Below are 16,087 nucleotides of genomic sequence, written 5' to 3'. Positions count from 1 at the left end.
TTAAATAAAAAAGCTTACCGTCCGATGACGATAAGCTTTCGTTTCTTATGCATTTCCCACTACATTTTGATCCTTAATATCCATATCAATTGTATTAGCGGTACTGGCACTGCTTGTAATATTCATAAAATTCCCTGTGTTCCCGCTACCAGAACCGACTGTTGTAAAAGCTGTACTTTTTGGCTTAATAGCCAGACAATCACCAAACTCCACTGAAGATGAAACCAATACATTCGAGATATTTACGGCTCCTACTACCGATGGCATCTGCCTCTCCTCCTGTTCGTTATCTATCTGCTATATGATATGAGCAGAAGGCCAAAAAGTAGCTTTTTCATCTTTTTAATTTTATTAAGGATCAATTCGTTTATACCTTGATTCTGCAAACATATATACTCCGTATGCCATAAGCCCGATTGATACGATAGCCAGCAGTACAGACCCAAAAGGACGCTGTGCTACTTCAGCAAGGGCTCCATCTAACCCTTTCGTTTCGTCTGGATCCGCTTGAAGAGCCGTGCGAATAAGAAAGAAACCAATAATGCCAAAGACGATACTTCGAGCAATAATACCTGCTTTTCCAATATGCCCGCTCCATCGCCACTCTTCTTTTGACATTTCGTTTTTCTTTAGTTTTTTTAGGAAGCGTCCTGAAAGAGCCCAATATACTTGTCCAATCCCAAAGATAATAACGCCGATACCTGTAAGCGCAATGATGGTTTGCCCAAAGGGATAAGATAACAACTTGGCTGATACCGTTTGATAATGCTTACCTGACGTATGAACGTGAGCATGAAGCAAAATTTTCACCGAACTCACACAAAGGCTAATATAAAACGTGGCTACAACTAAATAGCCTAAACGAGTAAAAACGCCTTTTACCCCATGCCCAACGTGGTGAGGATCAAAAATAGCAGAAATGATTTGCCAAAACGCATATCCACTTAAACCTACTGCCAAAACAATTAAAATTAAAAATCCAAACGGCTGCTTTGCAATTGTGTGTAGGGCTCCTTGAGAAGTAACTAAATCGCCTTTTAATCCGAAAGCTGTCTGAATCGCTAATATACCGATGATAAAATAGACCACACCTTGAGCCACATGACCAAACCGTGAAAAACGCACGACAAATGGCTTAGTACGTTCTTTTAAACGATGTAACTTTCGACCAAACGTATCTTTTTTAACAAATGGAGATTCACCCATACGTTTCCTCCTGCTTTTTGAAAACAAACTTTATTTTATAAAACACCTGAAAATAAGCGCGCAAATGACTCTTTCGAACGTTCTACTAAGCTTCGCTTGTAAAATGCTACTGGTTTGATCAAATGACTGTCTTCAATATCTTCTTCGTAATTTTTGATGAGCGTTTGAATCGTCTCTCCCTCAATTAAAAATGCATTAACTTCAAAGTTCAGATGAAAACTTCTCATATCCATATTTGCAGTACCGACCGAAGCCATATCTCCGTCTATAATCACAATTTTTTGATGCAAAAACCCTTTTCTATACGAATATACTTCAATTCCACATCGAAGAAGTTCAGCAAAATATGACCTCGTTCCATATTGAGTCAGAAAGCCATCATTAATTTCTGGTACCATAATTCGTACCTCTACACCTTTTCTAGCCGCAATACGAAGGGCGGTTCTTATGGCTTCATTTGGAACAAAATAAGGGGTTGAAATCCAGATTGATTTCGTCGCGCTTGTAATCATAGTATAGTAATAATCACTCATATTTTCCTGCGTATCCGGCCCTGTTGCCACCACTTGCACATAGCCTTCTCCTTCGACAGGATGAGGCTTTGTATATGCTTCATTGTTAATTAAGCATTCTCCAGAAACGTATTCCCAATCGAACATAAAGATCGAATGCAAGGTTTGAACGGATTCTCCTTTTAGCATCAGATGAGTATCTCTCCAAAAACCAATTTTTTTGTTTTTTCCTAGATACTCATCCCCAACATTCAATCCCCCTACAAAACCTACTTCCCCGTCAATTACGACTATTTTACGGTGGTTTCGAAAGTTAAATTTTTGATTGAAAAATCCATACTTAATAGGTAAGAAAGGATGCACTTTAATATTCGCTTTCTTCATTCGTTTAATATCTGAACCCGATAGTGTAAAACTTCCCATTGTATCGAATGTAAAGCGCACTTCTATACCTTCGCTTGCTTTTTTTATTAAAATATCAATGATTTCTTTTCCTAGAGAATCTGAGTGAAACATATAGTATTCCATATGAATAAAATGTTTTGCTGATTGCAAATGCTTTTTGATTTCATTAAACGTTTCTTGCCCGTTCTTAAGGACGTAGGTTTTTGTATGAACATTCATCTTCGTCAAAGATACACATTGAAGATACTGAGCAAAGTAACGCTGATGAGATTGAAGCGGCGATAGATCAGGCGTCGTTTCTTTATCTGCCATCTTTCTAAGCATCTCTCGGTTATGCATACGCTTTTTTTTGAACATATGCCCCTTTAAATAGAGCTGTCCTGAATACAAATAAAAGAAAAAACCTGCAACAGGGAAGAAAAAGAGGACATACATCCAAACCAACGTACTTTCAGGCGTTCGATTTTCAAGCATAAGTGAATACATACAAATAAAAATGATGACACCATATAATCCAACTAAGGCATACTTCCAATGAACATCAATAGAGGTAAAAAAGAAAGCATAAATTGAAAGTAAAATAATAAATAAAAAAATAAAGTCCAACCGGCGTTTTTTCATAAAAGCTCTCCTAAAAACAAACTGTATTGTATCACTTGTCTATCTTTCATATGAGGTAGTATATGGAATACACAGAATTCTTATCATGCATGCCACATAAAATGTACATATATTTGCACAAAAAGCAGTTTAGCCGCTTAAGCAACTAAACTGAACTACCTCAGACAAGCATCATTCATATACCTATACCCTGGACGGTAAAACAAAAAACCTCCTTACGGGGAGGTTTTTTCACTGGTTTTTCACGCATGACGATGCCTTTTTATGAGTTGGTATAACCGGACTCTTTTTCTTTTTTAGGCCAAACGAAATTAGAAAGAGATAATAAGAAATCAATTCCTACAATAACTGTCCAAAATTCCACTACATTTTGCAACACGTTGGTTTTTCCATTTGGTACTATATACATCATCGCCGCTAAAAGAGTTGCCCCAATAGCGTAAGCAACAAGATGCTGTATCCATGACTTAAAATAATGCTTTGCATATTCTTTTCCATAGCACCTACGAGGTTTTTCTCCGCTTTTCATCACATAATATTGAAAGCGTTCGTCTGCCCATTGAATCATACTTTTTCCAAAAGCGATCGAAATTCCAATATACACGGCTGCAATAGCGTGAGCATAGGTCGCTGTAGCACCTCCGTAAAGGTCTACGCTCGTCACAATCAGAAGAAAAAAATCAACAACAGGTGTTAGAGTTAAAATAAAAAAACTGAGCTTTTGTTTTTTAAACATATACCTTGTTGCTAATCCTAAAATGATGACTATCCAAAAAGTGATTTCACATGCAATAATCATCCAGGCTATTAAATTCAAATAATCCCCTCTCTTCCTCTCTTTCAACGAATAGACAATAGGTTTTAAATAAAAAATTTTATGCATAAGTTTATTTTTATGTATATACACCCTGCTTCATAACCCTACGGCTTATTCCATTCTCAGCTGAGTTCTAAGATTCATGGAACCTTATTTGCTAGGCGGATCTTTTAAATCGATATCTATAATACTCCCAGCTCATTCCTACCGCGACTCCAATCGAATAGGCTAGTATATCGCTCCATAAGAAGCCATACCCCAGAATGAGCCCTCCTAGCGCAGTTTTCCTTATGTCATCAATCCACGGAGCGTGATACAGCTGTGTAAATTCAATGAAGTAACAAAACACTATAGCAAACATACCAATCATTTTTGTCTTCCATGTAGGAAACAAAAAACCCGCGCTGACAAAAATCATTAAGGCCCATAACGAATCTCCCGCATATATATTTACGATGTGAGGAAGATACGCGGTAAGTTTTCTTGATAAAAGGCCTGCTCCCATGATAACAATAGCTAGAAGCAGATATACCCATCTATTTCTTTTATTCATTTCAAACTCCTTTTTTCTTCTTAAATGCTCCGTAACAATAAGCCTTCACTGTATAATTTTATCAGAACCGCAGACTGTTAAATACCGCTTTTTTTCATTTTTTACAGCTTCCCCCTACGTATATATGACAACTGTCATAGTTTCTATATGACACGTATGTCTTAAATAGTCAGAAAAATTCCTTTATACTGAGGGTAATATACGGTGATGAAAGGAATTTCATATGACTATACAAAAACAAAAGAATTTACGAAAACAAGTTGCACCTTTTGAAAAAGCAGTAATGAAAGACAGCATAAGACAATTGATCAATACTTTTTTACCTTTTTTCACACTATGGTTTCTCGCTTATGAGAGCCTTTCAATTTCTTATTTTTTAGCATTTCCCCTAACTGTTATCGCAGCAGGATTTTTAGTAAGAATATTCATTATTTTTCATGACTGTTGTCACTACTCTTTCTTTAAGAGTAGACAACACAATAAAATTCTCGGAACAATTACCGGTGTCTTAACGATGTTTCCTTACAGTCAATGGGGACATAGCCATGCAATTCACCATGCAACAAGCAGCAACTTAGATAAAAGAGGTACGGGTGACATTTGGGTGTTAACCGTAACAGAATATAAAGAAGCTTCTATTTGGAAAAAAATCGCTTACCGTATCTATCGCAACCCGTTCATTATGTTCGGCGTGGGACCTATATATGTATTTTTGATTACAAACCGATTCAATCGAAAAAATGCGAAGAAAAAAGAAAGAATGAATACGTATCTTACAAATGTATTGATCGTTGCATTAGCAGCAGCGACCTGCTGGTTGGTAGGTTGGCAGGCGTTTGTATTAATTCAAGGACCGATTTTCTTCATTTCAGGTTCAATTGGAATTTGGCTGTTTTATGTACAGCATCAGTTTGAAGACTCTTATTTTGAAGAAGATGAGCACTGGGATTATGTAAAAGCAGCCGTTGAAGGAAGTTCATTTTACAAGCTTCCAAAACTATTGCAATGGCTAACAGGAAATATTGGGTTTCACCATGTACATCATTTAAGCCCAAGAGTGCCCAACTATAAGCTTGAAGCTGTTCATCAACACACACAGCCTCTTCAAAATGTACCAACCATTACACTCGCAACAAGCCTTCGCTCTCTTCGATTCCGTCTATGGGATGAAGAAAACAAAATGTTTGTGAGCTTTAAAGAAATAAAAACACGCTCAGCTGCACCAAAAGCAAGCAGAATTTCATCTCAAACAAAAGCAGAACTTTAATAAAACAAAACAGTCAAGCTTTCAAAAGCTTGACTGTTTTATCTATCCGTCTAAACTTATTTCATTCTACTTTGTGGTAAACTAATAGTGTATTTTAACAAGTAAACGAGGTTCTTTATGAAAAAATATACGTTTTTCCAAAAAATCACTGGGCTATCTCCTTACATATGGACGGTATTTGCCATTTTACCATTTTATTTTATCTTACAGTCTTCATCCATGAATCACATTATTCTTGGCTCTTTACTCACCATCTTATTTTTTATTTTCTATCGTTTTGCATTTGTTTCAACAGACAAGTCCGTTTACGTATGGACGGCTTTGTTAATCGTCATTTCCTTAGCCCTAACAACTATTTTTAATTATATTTACTTTGCCTTTTACTTTGCTTTTTTTATCGCTTATTTTATTGGAAATATCCAAAAACGGCTCGCTTTCTTTACTTTGTATGCTGTTCATTTAATTAGCACCGTTATTTCGGTAAACTTTAACGTTGTTATGCAAGAAGAGATCTTTTTAAAACAGCTGCCTTTCATTTTTGTAATTTCCATCAGTGTGATTGTACTGCCATTTAGCATTTATAACCGGAAGAAGCGAGACCGGCTGGAAGAACAGCTTGAAGATGCAAATAAACGTATTTCTGAGCTTGTAAAACAGGAAGAACGCCAGCGGATAGCTCGCGACCTGCACGATACATTAGGACAAAAGCTGTCTCTTATCGGTCTAAAAAGTGATTTAGCAAGAAAACTTATTGCAAAAGATCCTGAAAAAGCAAAATCAGAATTAAAAGATGTCCAGCAAACAGCGCGCACGGCCCTTAATGAAGTGAGAAAAATGGTTTCTCAAATGCGTGGAATCCGCCTTAGTGAAGAACTAAAACGGGTTCAAGAGCTTTTAGAAGCTGCCGAAATTAAGTTTGTAGGAGAAGAGGCCATTTCATTAGAGAATGTGTCTTTGCTCATTGAAAATATTCTTAGCATGTGCTTAAAAGAAGCAGTAACCAATGTGGTTAAGCATAGTCAAGCCACCGTTTGCACGATTACTTTACACCAGTCTGCAAAAGAAGTAGGCATAACGGTAGAAGACAATGGAGTTGGTATTAATACGAAAAAAACCTGCTGGAAAGGAAACGGTCTTTTAGGAATGAAAGAGCGGCTGGAGTTTGTAAACGGCCATCTTGATATCTCCAGTCAAGAGGGGACGATTATTCATATTACAGTTCCAAACATCGTCAAACATATTAAGGAGGAACAATTATGATTCGAATTGTCATTGCCGAAGATCAACAAATGATGTTAGGGGCTTTAGGCTCTTTGTTAAATTTAGAAGATGACATGGAAGTTGTCGGAAAAGCTTCAAATGGGGAACAAGCGGTATCACTTGCTAAGCAGCACCAGCCAGATATATGCGTAATGGATATCGAGATGCCTCTTAAAACTGGGCTTGAAGCTGCAGAGGAACTGAAAGATTTAAACTGCAAAGTCATCATTTTGACAACATTCGCTCGCTCCGGCTATTTTCAAAGAGCTTTGAAAGCAGGCGTAAGCGGATACTTGCTAAAAGATAGTCCAAGTGAAGAACTCGCAAATTCAATTCGAAGCGTGATGGCAGGCAGACGCCTCTATGCTCCAGAATTAGTGGATGACTTATATAGTGAATCTACCAGTCCTCTTACAGCTAGAGAGAAAGAAGTATTAGCTCTAGTAGCTGATGGAAAAAACACAAAAGAAATTGCTGACGAACTATCTATTAAGACTGGAACAGTACGCAACTATATTTCTACCATTCTGGACAAACTCGAAGTAAAGAACCGCATTGAAGCCATTACTCGCTTTAAGGAAAAAGGCTGGTTCAAATGAAAAAAGCATGCATCAAACCGAGATGCATGCTTTTTAATCATTTGGCAATTTATCGTACCCTAATTTGTCGATGATCACAACATGCTCGGGGAATTCATCAAGTAGCTGCTGTTTTGTGAATAATTCAAAGTCACGGAAATCAAAACCTGGTGCGACCATACATCCAACCAGGGAAAACGTATTCTCATTTGTGACAGAGGAACCGAAAATGGTATCTCTTGGAACTAAAAATTGAGGAACTTCTCCATTTTCTAAGTTTGTACCTAGTTTTACTTCTTGATAGGTTCCGTCGCGGTAGATAATATGAATGGTTAAAGGACTTCCCCCATGATAGTACCATAGTTCATCTGATTGCAGCCGGTGGAAATGCGATACATCTTGAGACCTTAATAAAAAGTAAATACTCGTATATAGAAATCGTTTATCATCAAAATGCGATGACACTTCTTTATCGGAAATTTCATCATTAGAACGATAGGTTTGTTTATAAAACCCTCCTTCTGGATGAGGCTGCAGCTCGAGCTTTGAAATCCAATATTCCCACTTATGTAAATCCATTACGTTCCTTCCCTTCCTTTTTTCTTTTATCATTAACTACATCATAGTAAATCATTCTTTCTAACACAACAAACGGCTTCATTATTCCATTAGGAAAAATGAAGCCGCTTACCCCTGGTATCTTATCATTACATCCTACCCTTTCTGTTAGCACGGCTATATCTATACCTGCTAGAATGGCAGCGATGAAATAAATATGTCATATACAACTCTAACTGAAATCGCTCTCCCTCAATGAAACATTGAAACGGCTGTTCTCTACCTTGATAAATTTCCGCAGATGAACGCTGCTTAAACGGGACAATATTCATCTCTTTTCCCCCTCAGATAGATGTACTTTTTAGTGTAAATGCTGATGACAAACGTAATATTTTTTGATAAAAGTGAGGGCTGCCTGTGCATCTTGAATGCCAAGCTTTTTACAAACGCCAGCTAACATGAGCAGTTTGTACATAACCAGCTTTTGATTATTTGTTGCCAGTACGTAATAAACAACCGTATTAGCAACTGCCCGCGGTAATCTTATTTTTTTCAACTCATATAACGCAGCAGACGAAGACATGCCTGCTTCATTTAAAATCTGCTCGGTTGTGTACGTCTCCAAATAGCGAGCAAGCTTTCTTTCTTTATCGTTAAATATACCTTTAGAATCGTTCATTTTCTCTCCCTCTGTTATTTTAATAATCCATTAAATGCTGCATTAATTAGCCATAATGCGATAGCTCCCCCTGATAAATAAGTGCTGAGATAGAATAATAATTCCATATACCTCCCTCCCATTTCTATCTTACCCCTTCATTTCCCTAGCTGCAGTGATATTCATCACAGGTAAAAAGTGTATTGTTGAGCTACTGAATAGCTCCGCAAAAGAGCTCGTGAGAAAGATCTCACGAGCTGCTTAGTTAGCTTTTTTATTTTCGGATAAAGCGTTTAAAAATCATAATAATTAATAATACAACTACAATAACAAGCAAAAATTTCAACATGAGTTGTCCATCCCTTCAAATCAGTAAATCATCTTCATTAGTAAGTAGTTACCCTGTTTCGTTTTTTATAAACTGCTTACCTACTTATTTCATGCCAAAAATTATATAATAGTAGAAAATCATCTAAAATAGCCCTACAAGTAAAACATAAATGGGAGTATAACCATGACTGACTATCTTCAAACATTTCTGCTTGAACATTTAGAAGCTTCTGGGTTTATCAGCATTCTCTTGAACATCCTTATTAACATTACGGGCGTATTTCCAAGCGCACCCCTTACGTTCGTAAACGTAAAGTTATTTGGTTTTTGGAACGGATTTTTACTTTCTTTTATTGGAGAAGTTTTAGGCGCAGCTCTCTCTTTTTGGCTGTATCGAAAAGGTTTCCGTACACTTGTTTATACAAAAACACCTTCTCACTCCAAGTGGCTAAAGCTGCTGCGCGTACAAGGGAAAGAGAGTTTTATATTGATTCTTTCTCTGCGATTACTTCCCTTTGTTCCATCAGGCCTCATTACATTCTTCAGCGCTGTAGGAAAAGGCTCCTTTGCGGTATTCATTTCTGCTAGCGCACTTGGAAAAATTCCAGCGCTTTTTATTGAAGTTTATTCGGTTTATCATATTTCACAAGGATCTGTGCAAGGCAAAATCATTTTAGTGGTTTTATCCATTATTTTACTTTTTTATACAAGTAAAAAATGGAAGAAAAAAGCTTAACAGACTATAAAAAGGGAAGACTATCTAAAAATAAGCAAAAACATTATCTTATGTAACTGTAATAAGATAACGTATTGGAGATGGTCCATTGATTTTCCTGTTGGTTTCTGGAAGTATTATTGTTCCTATTATCATGCTCTTTTTCTCACTCAAATGGAAAGGAGCAGAGCTAGTTTTTAATACGCTAGCCCTTCTTTCAGCCCTAGTATTTGGAAATATAGCTGCTGCTTCTATCTATCGTATCTTAAAAAACCATACCGTTTTTATGACGAGCATTCATGCAATCTTTTTAAATTCAGCTTTTTTATTAACCGGTGCATACCTTGGAATCTATGTATTGTATAAACTGTTAGCTCTGACCTTAAATGTAAAAAGCCGTTCTTTTAAATAAGAACGGCTTTTTACATTAATGAACAAATTCCATTTTTTCTTCGATTTTATGAAATTTCTCATAAAATTCCTCCGCTGAAATCGGTTTGGAGAAATAGTATCCCTGCACTTCATCACATTTTTCTTTATGAAGAATTTCTACTTGCTCAACTTCTTCTACACCTTCTGCTACGACGGATAGCTGCAAACTTTTGGCTAGTGTAATAATGGCTCTGACAATCGATACTTCCGTTGTATTAGGATCTAAATCTTTAATAAAAGACCGGTCAATTTTCAGCGTATGAATAGGCAACTTCTGAATATAGCTGAACGAGGAGTATCCTGAGCCAAAATCATCAATCGAAATAAATACTCCTGCATCTTTTAAGATTTGTAGCTTTTCGATTGTTTGCTCAACATGCTTCATCGTTACACTTTCTGTAATTTCAAGTTCTAAATATCGTGATTCTAACTCTACTTTACGCAAGACATCTAACACATAATCAACAAAATCAGTTGTACCAAAATCCACGCTTGATATGTTCACACTCATTTTTAAGGGAGGAAGTCCTTGAAGCTGCCAATACTTATTTTGATGGCACGCTTTTTTTAATACCCATTTCGTCAATGTAACAATAACGCCTGTTTCTTCAGCAATCGGAATAAATTCTGCGGGAGAAATGACGCCCATCTCGGCATGAGTCCACCGGATCAAAGCCTCCACTCCAACAATATGGCCACTTTGAATATTGACTTTCGGCTGATAGTGAAGCTCCATTTCGCCCAGCTCAAAAGCCTTGCGTAAACCATCTTCAATTCTCATTCGTCGCGTAGTATGAACCTGCATTTCTTTTTGATAAAACAGATAATGATTACGCCCTTGTTTTTTGACTTCGTACATCGCTAAATCAGCATGGCGAACTAGCACTTCAAGCGACTTTCCATCTTTAGGAAATAAACTAACTCCGATGCTTACCCCTAAATAAACATCTCTCGATAGCACTACAAAAGGAGTGGATAAGCAGTCATTTAATGATTGACAGATTTTTTTCACTTCTTCATCCGTCCTATCATGCAGTAAAACTAAAAACTCATCTCCTCCAAAACGCGAAAGCACATCTTGGTTTCTTAGGCAGCTCTTCATTCGATCGACAACCTGAAGCATAAGCTGATCTCCAGCATGATGACCAAGCGTGTCATTTACCTGTTTGAAACGATCTAGGTCTAAAAATAAGAAATGAAGCTTTTTTCCTGAAGCAGCTGCTGAATCAATGGATTTCTCTACAATGTTTGAAAACATACTTCGATTTGGTAAATCTGTTAGCATATCGTGAAAAGCCATATATTGAAGCGATTCTTGAGCTTTTTTCTGCTCCGTTACATCTCTAGTTACTGTCTGAAAAAGCGTCTCTCCATTAATTTGAATGAGCGTAGATTTTACTTCTAAAAAGAGTTCCTTACCTAACGCATTAAACATTTTCAACTGAGCTAATGGAGGTCTTGGCTCATCTTTTCTATCTTTTACTGCCTTCAATCCTTTTTTAATATCAGGAACTTGTTCAGATGAGAAGAAATCATATAACGATTTACCAACGAGCTGGTCTTCCGTTACTCCTAAAAGCTGAATCATAGCATCATTAACAGAAACGACCTCTTCTTCTCGATGGACCATAATTGCCAATGGAGAGGAGTAAAACAAGTTTTCATAGCGATTTTTTGCTTCAATCAACGTTTTTTCCGCTTCACGCTCTTGCGTCATATTGCGGATATACAGCATATACTCAACCGTCTCTTCAATCGCTACCGCCATCACCGTTATCTCAACCGTAACTTCTCTATTACTTATCAAAAGGGAGTGCTCAGTTCGTCCGTCTTGTAGAGAAGAAAATTTATAGAAGGGCAGCAGCTTAACAACATCACTCCCGATTACATCTGATGCTTTAAGAGAGAAAAGCGTTTCTGCTGCATAATTGAGCGATAAAACATGTCTTTTTTCATCAATCACCAAAATAGCATCCAGGGCAGATTCAAAAAAAGCCCATTTTAAAACTTCTTGTTTTTGTACGCGTCGATCCATAAAAATGGTTAAAAACACAGCCGTAAATAGGCAGACAATAAAAAAAATAATAACGGCGGATAAATATATTGGATTTAAGGCAAAACCGTTTGATTGTTCAGACATTGACATCCCTGAAAAAGAAGCTGCCTGCATGCCCGTATAGTGCATACCAGCAATAGCAATGCCCATAATAGTAGAACAAATAAGCTTAGCAAAAACGGTAAGCTTCCCTTCATTTAGCTTTGAGTAAAAACCAAGCCACAAAGCTGTATTAGAAGCAGCAACAGCAATAAGAATAGAGAGAAAAACAATAAATGGATCATAGGAAATCATAACTGGCTCCATTGCCATCATGCCGGAATAGTGCATAAAAACAATTCCAGCTCCCATAAAGCTCCCTGCAATGGTGAGTGCCTTCATGCTTTTCTTTTGTTTGTGAATGAGGTAGAGGCCTATATAACATCCCGTTATCGCTCCCAAGATTGAGAGAAGAACATACCATAAATTGTATGAAACATCTACGGGCAAGTGAAAAGCAAGCATTGCGATAAAATGCATTGACCAAATGCCTACTCCCAATGTAAATGCCCCGCTGATTAACCAAAACTGAATAAATTTTGCCCGGGAAATTTTCACACGATTAGCTAACCCAAAAGAAGCGTACGCCGCAGTAATAGCGATAAGGAAAGAGAGTGTAACGAGTAACTCATTGTACGTCCCTTCTAGTAAATGTGTATGATGATTCATTCATGACCTTCCTTCAATTCGTTCTTTTCTTTGTTATCGGTTAAGGCCTAAAAATATTTACTATTTCAAAAGAACTTCTGCTTGATTTACTTCTTATCTTTTGAACGTCCTGACAATATCGCGCTCACTTTTTCCTTGTTGACGGTGTATAAACAAGTACAATCATCTGACTCATACGCCTCTTCTAGTTGAAACGAGAATTTTTTTAAAAGAGTAATTGAATCTTTATTATTAGGATCAACTTTTGCTTCAATCTCCTTTATATGAAACTCTTCAAAAGCTTTTTCCAGCAAAAGGCAGAGCGCTTCTGTCATGAGGCCTTTTTTCCAAAAAGGTCTGCCTAAATCATACCCTATCTCTGCTTGCTTTTTAACATAATCAATACGGTTTAGACCGCAGGTTCCAATGATCTCATCTGAAGTCTTTAATCGAATAGAATAGCGTGTTGCTTTCCCTTCTTTCATCAAACTTTGTAGAAGTGCAATCATGCTTTCCGCCTGATAAAGCGTCGTAAAGGGCTCAATATTCATATATCTAGTAACCTCTTCATCCGACCAATATGCAAAAACTTTAGAAGCATCTTTTTTTTGAAGAGGAGATAAATATACCCTCATCAATGTTCTCCCTCCTTTTGATGAATGATGGAGCAAGACATTTTCATCTGTGCCTCTTTCACCTCTTAAAAAATCTCACATGGTGCACGGAACATGTGAGATTTGACATTTAACTATTTTTTGATTGTGCATCGCGCAGCTGCGTATATAAACGATTAATTGCTACAGTCATTGACTGTTCATAGGAATGATGATCATAATAAACCGCTATATTTTTTAACATTTCATACGTTTGATGATCAAGCTGCACCTCAAGCGTAATTTTTTCGTCAATTGTTGCTGTTTGCAAATGATGAGGCAAGTCCTCTTTTGTAGATACTTGCTCTGCAATATGAATTGCTTCTTCTACTGTTTCAATTCGGCCGTACTGATGCACCCATCTTCTGCCCATTTCAATCGTATCTTTTACAAATTGACGATTGGTAATGGTATCTTTAATATTAAATTGATGATCTGCCACATATACAGATTGATACAAGATTACACTGATCACTTCGTCTTTTAAATTTAATTTTCTCAGCTCATCAATTAAATCCGCTATATATTTAGGTAATGGACTAAATGTCCCTCGCACTTCCTTAATTAAATCCATGGCAATGGATTCAGTTGAATTGCGCTTAAATGCTTTTATAATATCTATCATTACATGTTCGTTTGCCATACATACACCACCATTTATGAATCGAATAATTTCATGCTCCTTGCTGCTTTGCATAGACATTCACTATTCGTTTAAAATATATACTATTATTCTATTATATAAAAAATATGAATAAGTTGGTATAGGATGAATGATTTATCATTATTTTTTCATAAAATTTTATGAAAAAGAACATGTGTATCTATTACTAGCACAAATCCAGCACAGCAAACAATGGTCTCGCCAAAATTTGAGAAGACAAGCATTTATTATTAGTAAATGTGAGTTTCTCTTTGATAGAAGACATTATATAAAAGGGACCAAACCAATCCCGCTTATTGAAGTATATGGTCAAAAGATTTTAGATGTTAGATGACAGGAGGTATCCAATATCAGCAATCAATCTCCTTCCCTGTTCATTGTCACTTAGTCCATCTATCAAAACAACGGCATAATACGTTTCGTTACCTCGCATGAGAATAGCACTATCATGTTCTGCTCCCTGTAGTTCTCCAGTCTTATTCGCAGCTTGAAACGCTGATCCTATACGTGCTGGAAGCTTATGCTGAAACTGCTGCATTTCTAACATTCTCATTATTTTTTCGTGACTAGATTTTTTCAAAAGGTTTCCTTCATATATTTCCCTTAGACACTTTACTACGTCAGAGGCACACGTATAATTATCAACCCCTTTTTCAACAGCGATTTCGTCCATCATATAGCGGTTTAAAACCGTTTTCTTTAATCCTAGATTTCTAGCACATTCGTTAATTTTTTCAAATCCTACTAAAGAAATGAGCTCATTTGTAGCTGTGTTGTCAGAAACAATTATCATAAGGGTAAGCAGCTCTTCCACTTTAATATGTGTTAACCGCGGAAGAGCTCCAAGTACGCCTGCTCCGCCAACCGTGTTTTTTTCCGTTCTTTGAATGACAGATGTTAAAGTCAAGATGCCCTCATCAATTTGACGAAACGCTTCTATTGCGAGCAGCAGCTTGATTGTACTTGCTGCTCTTTGTTGGATAAAAGAATTAACCTGTATGGATTCTTTTCCTTCAATATGAATGCGTATAAGTCCATTATTACTCCGCTTCCATTTAGTAACTGCATCTTCTATTTTCACCCTTGCTTTTTCCATCATTTTGTCGCAGCTGTTTCAATATAGTTGTTACTTATTATCTTTTGATTGTACAAGTGACAGGCCACAAAATGATTTTCTTCAACTTCCTGCCACTCTGGTTTTTGAGTCTTACAGGCTGCTACTGCAAGAGGACAGCGCGTATTAAACACGCAGCCCGAGGGCGGGTTCATTGGGCTTGGCAATTCTCCTTTAAGAACAATTCGCTTCCGATTATCCTCAACGTCAGGATCAGGGATAAGAATAGCTGACAGTAGAGCTTGAGTGTAAGGGTGAAACGGTTTTTGATACAGCTCCGAACTTGTTGTTAATTCTACTAAATGCCCTAAATACATAACTCCGATACGATTGCTTATATGCTTTACCATCGACAAGTCATGTGCAATAAATAAATAAGTTAACCCTTTTTCTTTTTGGAGTTTTTTTAATAAATTAACTACTTGAGCCTGTACAGACACATCTAAAGCAGAAATAGGTTCGTCTGCAATAATGCATTCTGGATTTAGTGCTAAAGCTCTCGCAATTCCTATACGCTGGCGCTGCCCGCCGCTGAATTCATGAGGATAGCGATTAGCATGATCACGATTTAGCCCGACATCTTCTAGCAGCCCATACACGCGGTTAAGCATCTCTTTTTTATTCGAATAAAGTCCGTGAACCTCCATTGGTTCTGAGATAATCTCCTTCACGGTAGAACGAGGGTTTAGTGAAGCATATGGATCTTGAAAAATCATTTGCATATTACGATGAAAAGCAAATTTTTCTTTCTCTGATAGCTCATGCACGTTTTTCCCTTTATAAAGCACCTCTCCTGATGTACGGTTATACAACCCAATGATTGTTCGCCCGGCAGTTGATTTTCCGCAGCCGGATTCACCAACAAGTCCAAAGGTTTCTCCTTTTGAAATATGAAAAGACACGCCGTCTACTGCTTTCAAAACCTGCTTATTCGTAATCGAAAAATATTTGCTCAGCTGCTTTACTTCTAACAAATGCTTCGTTGTCATAACTGCCACCTC

The 16,087-nt window shown here is 37.1% G+C and carries 17 protein-coding genes; 5 read left to right on the top strand and 12 right to left on the bottom strand.

The window, feature by feature from the left end; translation table 11 throughout:
* Positions 1–45: 45 nt before the first annotated feature.
* The 5 genes from LIS78_RS07545 to LIS78_RS07525 all read right to left on the bottom strand — a co-directional run bounded on the left by LIS78_RS07545 (position 46) and on the right by LIS78_RS07525 (position 4,114).
* Positions 46–267 (bottom strand): spore germination protein, encoded by a 222-nt coding sequence (locus tag LIS78_RS07545; protein ID WP_045294391.1) that lies wholly within the window; start codon positions 265–267, stop codon positions 46–48.
* Between the two features lie 84 nt (positions 268–351).
* The gene (locus LIS78_RS07540) at positions 352–1,206 is read right to left on the bottom strand and encodes a DUF1206 domain-containing protein (RefSeq protein ID WP_014460878.1); all 855 of its coding nucleotides are present in this window, start codon (positions 1,204–1,206) and stop codon (positions 352–354) included.
* A 35-nt stretch (positions 1,207–1,241) separates the two neighbouring features.
* Positions 1,242–2,744, bottom strand: coding sequence for a cardiolipin synthase (cls, locus tag LIS78_RS07535; RefSeq protein ID WP_195780714.1), 1,503 nt, complete (start codon positions 2,742–2,744; stop codon positions 1,242–1,244).
* A 262-nt stretch (positions 2,745–3,006) separates the two neighbouring features.
* Positions 3,007–3,561 (bottom strand): hypothetical protein, encoded by a 555-nt coding sequence (locus LIS78_RS07530; protein WP_252284899.1) that lies wholly within the window; start codon positions 3,559–3,561, stop codon positions 3,007–3,009.
* A 157-nt stretch (positions 3,562–3,718) separates the two neighbouring features.
* Positions 3,719–4,114, bottom strand: a complete 396-nt coding sequence (locus tag LIS78_RS07525; RefSeq protein WP_195780716.1) for a ribosomal maturation YjgA family protein — start codon at positions 4,112–4,114, stop codon at positions 3,719–3,721.
* A gap of 223 nt (positions 4,115–4,337) precedes the next feature.
* Between LIS78_RS07525 and desA the strand changes: the two genes are divergently transcribed.
* From desA to LIS78_RS07510, 3 genes are all read left to right on the top strand, one after another.
* Complete coding sequence (desA, locus tag LIS78_RS07520) at positions 4,338–5,381, top strand: Delta(5) desaturase DesA (protein WP_116073256.1); 1,044 nt, start codon at positions 4,338–4,340, stop codon at positions 5,379–5,381.
* Between the two features lie 117 nt (positions 5,382–5,498).
* A complete protein-coding gene (locus tag LIS78_RS07515; RefSeq protein ID WP_209151280.1) occupies positions 5,499–6,641 on the top strand; it encodes a sensor histidine kinase in 1,143 nt (380 codons plus the stop codon).
* Complete coding sequence (locus tag LIS78_RS07510; RefSeq protein WP_013056197.1) at positions 6,638–7,240, top strand: response regulator transcription factor; 603 nt, start codon at positions 6,638–6,640, stop codon at positions 7,238–7,240. The genes LIS78_RS07515 and LIS78_RS07510 overlap by 4 nt, the downstream gene beginning before the upstream one ends.
* Positions 7,241–7,273: 33 nt before the next feature.
* On the opposite strand, the gene LIS78_RS07505 is transcribed toward LIS78_RS07510, so the two are convergent.
* Together LIS78_RS07505 and LIS78_RS07500 are read right to left on the bottom strand one after the other, a co-directional pair.
* The gene (locus LIS78_RS07505; RefSeq protein ID WP_195780718.1) at positions 7,274–7,798 is read right to left on the bottom strand and encodes a cupin domain-containing protein; all 525 of its coding nucleotides are present in this window, start codon (positions 7,796–7,798) and stop codon (positions 7,274–7,276) included.
* Between the two features lie 340 nt (positions 7,799–8,138).
* Entirely contained in the window at positions 8,139–8,456 is a 318-nt protein-coding gene (locus LIS78_RS07500) for a hypothetical protein (protein ID WP_195780719.1), read from the bottom strand.
* 493 nt (positions 8,457–8,949) lie between these two features.
* On the opposite strand from LIS78_RS07500, the gene LIS78_RS07495 reads away from it, so the two are divergent.
* Complete coding sequence (locus LIS78_RS07495; protein WP_252284898.1) at positions 8,950–9,501, top strand: TVP38/TMEM64 family protein; 552 nt, start codon at positions 8,950–8,952, stop codon at positions 9,499–9,501.
* 88 nt (positions 9,502–9,589) lie between these two features.
* Positions 9,590–9,892 carry a hypothetical protein gene (locus tag LIS78_RS07490; protein ID WP_060746032.1) on the top strand — a complete coding sequence of 101 codons (303 nt, stop codon included), beginning with the start codon at positions 9,590–9,592 and terminating at the stop codon, positions 9,890–9,892.
* 15 nt (positions 9,893–9,907) lie between these two features.
* Here LIS78_RS07490 and LIS78_RS07485 read toward each other — a convergent pair whose 3' ends face one another.
* The 5 genes from LIS78_RS07485 to LIS78_RS07465 form a co-directional block, all read right to left on the bottom strand.
* Complete coding sequence (locus LIS78_RS07485; protein WP_252284897.1) at positions 9,908–12,676, bottom strand: bifunctional diguanylate cyclase/phosphodiesterase; 2,769 nt, start codon at positions 12,674–12,676, stop codon at positions 9,908–9,910.
* Between the two features lie 86 nt (positions 12,677–12,762).
* Entirely contained in the window at positions 12,763–13,290 is a 528-nt protein-coding gene (locus tag LIS78_RS07480; protein WP_209151716.1) for a GNAT family N-acetyltransferase, read from the bottom strand.
* Positions 13,291–13,399: 109 nt separating this feature from the next.
* Entirely contained in the window at positions 13,400–13,951 is a 552-nt protein-coding gene (locus LIS78_RS07475; protein ID WP_013056190.1) for a hypothetical protein, read from the bottom strand.
* 340 nt (positions 13,952–14,291) lie between these two features.
* Positions 14,292–15,068, bottom strand: coding sequence for a serine hydrolase (locus tag LIS78_RS07470; RefSeq protein WP_252284896.1), 777 nt, complete (start codon positions 15,066–15,068; stop codon positions 14,292–14,294).
* Complete coding sequence (locus LIS78_RS07465; protein ID WP_252284895.1) at positions 15,068–16,075, bottom strand: ABC transporter ATP-binding protein; 1,008 nt, start codon at positions 16,073–16,075, stop codon at positions 15,068–15,070. Before LIS78_RS07465 ends, LIS78_RS07470 begins: the two co-directional genes overlap by 1 nt.
* Between the last annotated feature and the right edge of the window lie 12 nt (positions 16,076–16,087).

It is taken from the genome of Priestia megaterium (assembly GCF_023824195.1).
In the GTDB taxonomy this organism is placed as follows: domain Bacteria; phylum Bacillota; class Bacilli; order Bacillales; family Bacillaceae_H; genus Priestia; species Priestia megaterium_D.
Note: the sequence above shows the minus strand (reverse complement) of the source record. Positions and strands in the feature narration are given on the sequence as shown.

Coding starts and splice junctions, on each gene's coding strand:
- LIS78_RS07545 (WP_045294391.1), bottom strand. CDS start 267: ATGCCATCGGTAGTAGGAGCCGTAAATATCTCGAATGTATTGGTTTCA.
- LIS78_RS07540 (WP_014460878.1), bottom strand. CDS start 1,206: ATGGGTGAATCTCCATTTGTTAAAAAAGATACGTTTGGTCGAAAGTTA.
- cls (WP_195780714.1), bottom strand. CDS start 2,744: ATGAAAAAACGCCGGTTGGACTTTATTTTTTTATTTATTATTTTACTT.
- LIS78_RS07525 (WP_195780716.1), bottom strand. CDS start 4,114: ATGAATAAAAGAAATAGATGGGTATATCTGCTTCTAGCTATTGTTATC.
- desA (WP_116073256.1), top strand. CDS start 4,338: ATGACTATACAAAAACAAAAGAATTTACGAAAACAAGTTGCACCTTTT.
- LIS78_RS07515 (WP_209151280.1), top strand. CDS start 5,499: ATGAAAAAATATACGTTTTTCCAAAAAATCACTGGGCTATCTCCTTAC.
- LIS78_RS07510 (WP_013056197.1), top strand. CDS start 6,638: ATGATTCGAATTGTCATTGCCGAAGATCAACAAATGATGTTAGGGGCT.
- LIS78_RS07505 (WP_195780718.1), bottom strand. CDS start 7,798: ATGGATTTACATAAGTGGGAATATTGGATTTCAAAGCTCGAGCTGCAG.
- LIS78_RS07500 (WP_195780719.1), bottom strand. CDS start 8,456: ATGAACGATTCTAAAGGTATATTTAACGATAAAGAAAGAAAGCTTGCT.
- LIS78_RS07495 (WP_252284898.1), top strand. CDS start 8,950: ATGACTGACTATCTTCAAACATTTCTGCTTGAACATTTAGAAGCTTCT.
- LIS78_RS07485 (WP_252284897.1), bottom strand. CDS start 12,676: ATGAATCATCATACACATTTACTAGAAGGGACGTACAATGAGTTACTC.
- LIS78_RS07480 (WP_209151716.1), bottom strand. CDS start 13,290: ATGAGGGTATATTTATCTCCTCTTCAAAAAAAAGATGCTTCTAAAGTT.
- LIS78_RS07475 (WP_013056190.1), bottom strand. CDS start 13,951: ATGGCAAACGAACATGTAATGATAGATATTATAAAAGCATTTAAGCGC.
- LIS78_RS07470 (WP_252284896.1), bottom strand. CDS start 15,068: ATGGAAAAAGCAAGGGTGAAAATAGAAGATGCAGTTACTAAATGGAAG.
- LIS78_RS07465 (WP_252284895.1), bottom strand. CDS start 16,075: ATGACAACGAAGCATTTGTTAGAAGTAAAGCAGCTGAGCAAATATTTT.